This is a genomic window from Streptomyces durocortorensis (assembly GCF_016901035.1).
Lineage (GTDB): Bacteria > Actinomycetota > Actinomycetes > Streptomycetales > Streptomycetaceae > Streptomyces > Streptomyces durocortorensis.
Genome location: NZ_JAFEUF010000104.1, coordinates 18,598 through 23,603 on the forward strand (window position 1 = coordinate 18,598; position 5,006 = coordinate 23,603).

The following is a 5,006-nucleotide window of genomic DNA, read 5'->3' on the forward strand; positions in this document are numbered from 1 at the left end:
CCCCCACCCGACCAGTCGTGGGCCCCCAGCGGGGGCCCGTGGGCGGGCGCGGGGGGCGCCGCCGCGCGCGGCCCCGCCGCGCCGCCGGCCCCGCCCCCCCCCCCCCCCCCCCACGGTCATGTACGAGGCCGCCTCGGCCGGTCGCGTCACCAGGCCGTCGCGGAGGAGGCGGACTTCTCCGAGGGCAGCAGCGCCCACAGCGCCAGGTAGAGCAGGAACTGCGGGCCGGGCAGCAGGCAGGACACGACGAAGATCACGCGCATCGTGCTCGCCGACGTCCCGAAGCGCCGGGCGAGGCCCGCGCACACTCCGCCGATCATGCGGCCTTCGCGGGGGCGGACAAGTGCGGCCATGGTGGGCTCCTTCGCGAACCGTTGCGGCGGGAGCAGCTTCCTCTGCTCCCCGATGTATCCATGGTGCCGCGCCGAAGGGTGACAAAGCATCGCTCTACGGGGCGAGGCCGACCCCGGTAATCGTCGGGGTCGACCCCTGAGGGGCCTCGTCCCTGAGTCGGGTCTCGTGGCGGTAGCAGGGCAGGTCGCGGACCCCGGGCAGTCCCCGGCGGCGCAGCCGCGCCCGGCAGAGCGGGACGACCAGCAGATGGACCAGCACCACCCCGGTGGTGTTCAGCAGCAGCGAGTCGATGTCGACGACCTGCCCCGGCACCCCGGTCTGGCCCAGTTCGATGGCGAGCGAGATCAGCGCCCCGGCGGCGACGGTACGCAGCAGCGAGACCCAGGGGGAGACGAAGATCCGCCCCCCGGCCATCGGCAGCAGCACCCCGAGCGGAGCCAGCAGGAACAGCGCCCCGCCGATCCGACGGGCCGCCTCGGCCGGTCCGAGCGCGAGGTCCGCCCTGATCCCGGCGAGCGGCTCGAAATTCGCCGCCGTGATCCAGGGGACGTCCAGCGGGCGCAGCGTCAGCCACCCGACGAACAGCAGATGCGCGACAAGGAGAGTGACGCCCGCCGCGCGGAAGTGGATGACGGTCTGACCGTCCGAACTGTGACGCACGCCCACCAAGACGCCACGACCGGCAGGATCGGTTCCGTACGGTCGGGGCCGGCCGGGTACGGACGCCCCGCGCGCCCCGCTCAGCCCTTCCCGACCCCTCCCCGCCCGGCCCCGGCGAGACCGGCGAGACCGGCGTCAGTCCAGCCGGAGGGCGTCCGGCGTGGCCAGATCCCCCGGCCGGGACTTCGTCTGCGAGGTGCACAGATAGCCGCGCGGCGGGTAGTCCCCGGGCCCGCCCAGCACCACCGAGCCGTCCTCTGCCAGCGCATCGCTCTCCGCGTACGTGCACACCAGCTGCGCCAGCGCCTCCGCCGACAGGTCCTCCGGCTGGCTGCTGAGCCGCAGCGTGCCCGCCGGATCGCCGTCCCGGGACGGATCCACCCGGAGCCCCGCCGGAACCGCGGTGCTGAACCCGGCCCGCCGCTCGCCCGCGGACGGCGCTCGCTGGACCTCCGTCAGCAGCGCGCGGGCCACCTCCACCGGCTCGGCGCCGCCGGCGTCCGCCGGCATCGGACGGTCCACGGTGACCAGCTGCGAGGCGCACACCAGATACACATCGGCGCTCACGCTGTCCGGCGACCGGGTGCTGACGTCCGAGGGGGACACCCGGCACGGCACCCGGGAGGGCGCGGCCCCCGCGTCCACCGGCACGGAGGTCGTCCGGATCCCGCACCCGGCAACCAGCGCCGCGACCGCCAGCAGGCCGACGAGGGAGACGGCCGGCCGCCCTCGCGGAGCGCCCCGCCTCCGGTACGTGACATCGCCGCGCTTCACGTCGCCCCGTCCTCGCCCGGTGCGCCCGCGCCCGGTTCGTCGTTCCGTACGATCCTCTCGGCGTCACGCGGCAACCGCAGCGTGAACACGGCACCGCCGTCCGGGGAGTTCGCCGCCGAGATGTCACCGCCGTGGATGTGCGCGTTCTCCATGGCGATGGAGAGGCCGAGCCCGCTGCCCTCCGACCGCGGCCGGGAGGCGCTCGCCTTGTAGAACCGGTCGAAGACATGCGGCAGTACGTCCTCGGGGATGCCCGGACCGTGGTCCCGTACCTCGATGACCAGCTCCTCGCCCTCGGTCCGCACCCGGACGCCCACCGGTGAACCGCCGTGCTTGAGGGCGTTGCCGATCAGATTGGCCAGGATCACGTCCAGCCGGCGCGGATCGAGCCGGGCCATCATGCCGCGCTCCGCGTCCAGGTGCACCGCGTCCAGCCAGGCCCGCGCGTCGATGCACGCGGTCACCTGGTCGGCCACGTCGACGTCGTCCAGGACGAGCCGGGCGGTGCCCGCGTCGAAGCGGGTCACCTCCATCAGGTTCTCCACCAGGTCGTTCAGCCGCCGGGTCTCGCTGACCACCAGATGCACGGCGGGCGCGATCATCGGATCGAGGGTGTCCGCCTCGTCCTCCAGCACCTCGGCCACCGCGGTGATCGCGGTCAGCGGCGTACGCAGCTCGTGCGACATGTCGGCGACGAACCGGCGGCTCGCCTCCTCCCGGGCGCTCATGTCGGCGACCTTCTTCTCCAGCGAGCTGGCCGTCCTGTTGAACGTACGTGAGAGATCGGCGAGTTCGTCCGTTCCGGAGACCGTGAGCCGGGTGTCGAGCTTGCCCTCGCCGAGCTTGCGGGCCGCGTCACCGAGCCGCTGCACCGGGCGCAGCACCGTCGTCGCGGCGGCCTGCGCGAGCAGCGCCGAGCCGACCAGCGCGAGGGCGGTGGCGATCCCCAGCGACCAGGCCAGCGAGTTGAGGTCCTGCCGCTCCTGGTCGAGGGACTTGAGCATGTAACCGGTCGGGCCGCCGCCGATGATCCGCGTACCGGCCACGAGATACGGCGTCCCCGCGATGCTCGTACGCTGCCAGAACAGGTGGTACTCGTGCTCGTTGCTCGACGTCAGCGGCTGCTTGTGCGCGACCTGCTCCTGCAACGAGTCCGGCACGTCGGCCCGGGTGAAGGTGTCCAGGTCGGAGTAGCCCACGATCGGCTTGCCGCGCTCCCGCTCGGCCTCCAGCAGCACGCTGTAGCCCGGGCTGCTGGACGCCATCTCCCCGGCGGCCCGCTGGAGATCGTCCTTGGTGGGCCGAGTCGGCAGCGCGGCCGCCGTCTCCTGCATCTGCCGCCGGAAGTCGTCGAGCGCGGCGCCCTGCGTACGGGTCAGCACGGCCTCGCGGTTGAGCCAGTACGCGATGCCCGAGGCGGACGCCGCGGCGACCAGCGCCACCAGCGCGAACACCACGACGAGCCGCAGCCGCAGACTGGTCCAGCGCAGCCCCGCACGCAGGGACCGCTTGGCGGATTCGGTCACTGAGGCGAGTCCAGCCGGTAGCCCACGCCCCGCACCGTACGGATCAGGGTCGGCGAGGACGGCACGTCCTCCACCTTCGCGCGCAGCCGCTGCACACAGGCGTCCACCAGCCGGGAGTCGCCCAGGTAGTCGTGCTCCCACACCAGACGCAGCAACTGCTGCCGGGACAGGGCCTGGCCGGGCCGGCGGCTCAACTCCAGCAGGAGCCGCAGCTCGGTCGGCGTGAGCTGCAGATCCTCCCCGTCCTTGGTGACGGTCATGGCGGAGCGGTCGATCACCACGTTGCCGAAGGTCGCCGAGTCGGTGGACTCGCGCTCCCCGCGGCGCAGCACCGCCCGGATCCGGGCGTCCAGCACCCGGCCCTGGACGGGTTTCACCACATAGTCGTCCGCGCCGGACTCCAGTCCCACCACGACGTCGATGTCGTCGCTGCGCGCGGTCAGCAGAATGATCGGCAGTTGGTCGGTGCGGCGGATCCGCCGGCACACCTCGAAACCGTCGATCCCGGGCAGCATCACATCCAGCACGACCAGGTCGGGCCGCTGCTCGCGCAGCAGCTCCAGGCCGTCCTCTCCCGTCGCCGCGGTGGCCACACGGTGGCCCTGGCGTGACAGCGAGAGTTCGAGGGCCGTGCGGATGGCGTCGTCGTCCTCGATCAGCAACAGGAAAGGCACGGACGTCATTCTGGCCCATGGTGGCGCTTCAGTTCGACCTGTGGTCCGGTCCGATTGTCCGGGCACGGCCGCAACTGCCCCTGTGACAGGCCTGTGACAGTCGGGGGACAGCGCCATGAAACTGCCCCGGCAAGCTCTTGGTCAGCAGGAGACGAACGGACTCCACCGATAGGGGGCGCGAGATGAACGCACTGCACAGCACCAGCTCAAGCGCAGTTGTCACGCGCCTCCACGACATCGGGCGGAGCACGGAGAAGTCCGGTGCCGTGAACGTACGGGGGTGTGTTCGAGGCATCGGGCGTCAGCATCTGCCGTCGCAGTCGACCGCGGAGCAGCCGCGTTCGACGTACATGACGGTGGTTGACGCACCCACGGGGGATGTGGGGGGCAACGGGGGAAGCGCGTACGGGAAGGCCACGGGGGATCGCACCACGGGGGCGGAGAACGCGGACGCCGAAGCGGCGTTCACGGCCTACGTCCAGGAGCGACGGGCCTCCCTGTACGCGACCGCCTACCACCTGACCGGTGACCGGTTCGAGGCCGAGGACCTGCTGCAGAGCGCCCTCTTCTCGACGTACCGGGCCTGGGACCGGATCAGCGACAAGGCGGCGGTCGGCGGCTATCTGCGCCGCACCATGACCAACCTGCACATCAGCGCCTGGCGCAGGCGCAAGCTCAACGAATACCCGACCGAGGAGCTGCCGGAGACGGTGGGCGACACGGACGCGATGCGCGGCACGGAGCTGCGGGCGGTGCTGTGGCAGGCGCTCGCCCGGCTGCCCGAACTCCAGCGCACGATGCTGGTCCTGCGGTACTACGAGGGCCGCACCGACCCGGAGATCGCGTCCATCCTCGACATCAGTGTCGGCACGGTGAAGTCGAGCATCTGGCGCTCCCTGCGCCGGCTGCGCGAGGACGAGGTCCTCAGCTTCGGACGTGACGAGCAGGAGTCCTTCGGCGAGCTGGTGGCCTGAGGCAGGGCCCTCCGCTTCGGGGGAGGCGGGGGCCACGGGGGAGC

The 5,006-nt window shown here is 72.2% G+C and carries 6 protein-coding genes; 1 reads left to right on the plus strand and 5 read right to left on the minus strand.

Features of this window, described 5'->3' with window-relative positions:
• Positions 1-146 precede the first annotated feature (146 nt).
• The 5 genes from JS521_RS20025 to afsQ1 all read right to left on the minus strand — a co-directional run bounded on the left by JS521_RS20025 (position 147) and on the right by afsQ1 (position 3,988).
• Positions 147-353, minus strand: a complete 207-nt coding sequence (locus JS521_RS20025; RefSeq protein ID WP_030576079.1) for a PspC domain-containing protein — start codon at positions 351-353, stop codon at positions 147-149.
• A 94-nt stretch (positions 354-447) separates the two neighbouring features.
• The gene (locus JS521_RS20030) at positions 448-1,020 is read right to left on the minus strand and encodes a VanZ family protein (RefSeq protein WP_205084348.1); all 573 of its coding nucleotides are present in this window, start codon (positions 1,018-1,020) and stop codon (positions 448-450) included.
• 129 nt (positions 1,021-1,149) lie between these two features.
• Positions 1,150-1,788, minus strand: coding sequence for a hypothetical protein (locus tag JS521_RS20035; RefSeq protein WP_205084349.1), 639 nt, complete (start codon positions 1,786-1,788; stop codon positions 1,150-1,152).
• Positions 1,785-3,314, minus strand: a complete 1,530-nt coding sequence (locus tag JS521_RS20040; RefSeq protein ID WP_205084350.1) for an ATP-binding protein — start codon at positions 3,312-3,314, stop codon at positions 1,785-1,787. Before JS521_RS20040 ends, JS521_RS20035 begins: the two co-directional genes overlap by 4 nt.
• The gene (gene afsQ1, locus JS521_RS20045) at positions 3,311-3,988 is read right to left on the minus strand and encodes a two-component system response regulator AfsQ1 (RefSeq protein WP_006127084.1); all 678 of its coding nucleotides are present in this window, start codon (positions 3,986-3,988) and stop codon (positions 3,311-3,313) included. The genes JS521_RS20040 and afsQ1 overlap by 4 nt, the downstream gene beginning before the upstream one ends.
• A 182-nt stretch (positions 3,989-4,170) precedes the next feature.
• Here afsQ1 and JS521_RS20050 point away from each other — a divergent pair, with 182 nt between their 5' ends.
• Positions 4,171-4,962: a SigE family RNA polymerase sigma factor gene (locus tag JS521_RS20050; protein WP_205084351.1), complete on the plus strand. Its 792-nt coding sequence runs from the start codon at positions 4,171-4,173 to the stop codon at positions 4,960-4,962.
• The last annotated feature ends 44 nt before the right edge of the window (positions 4,963-5,006 follow it).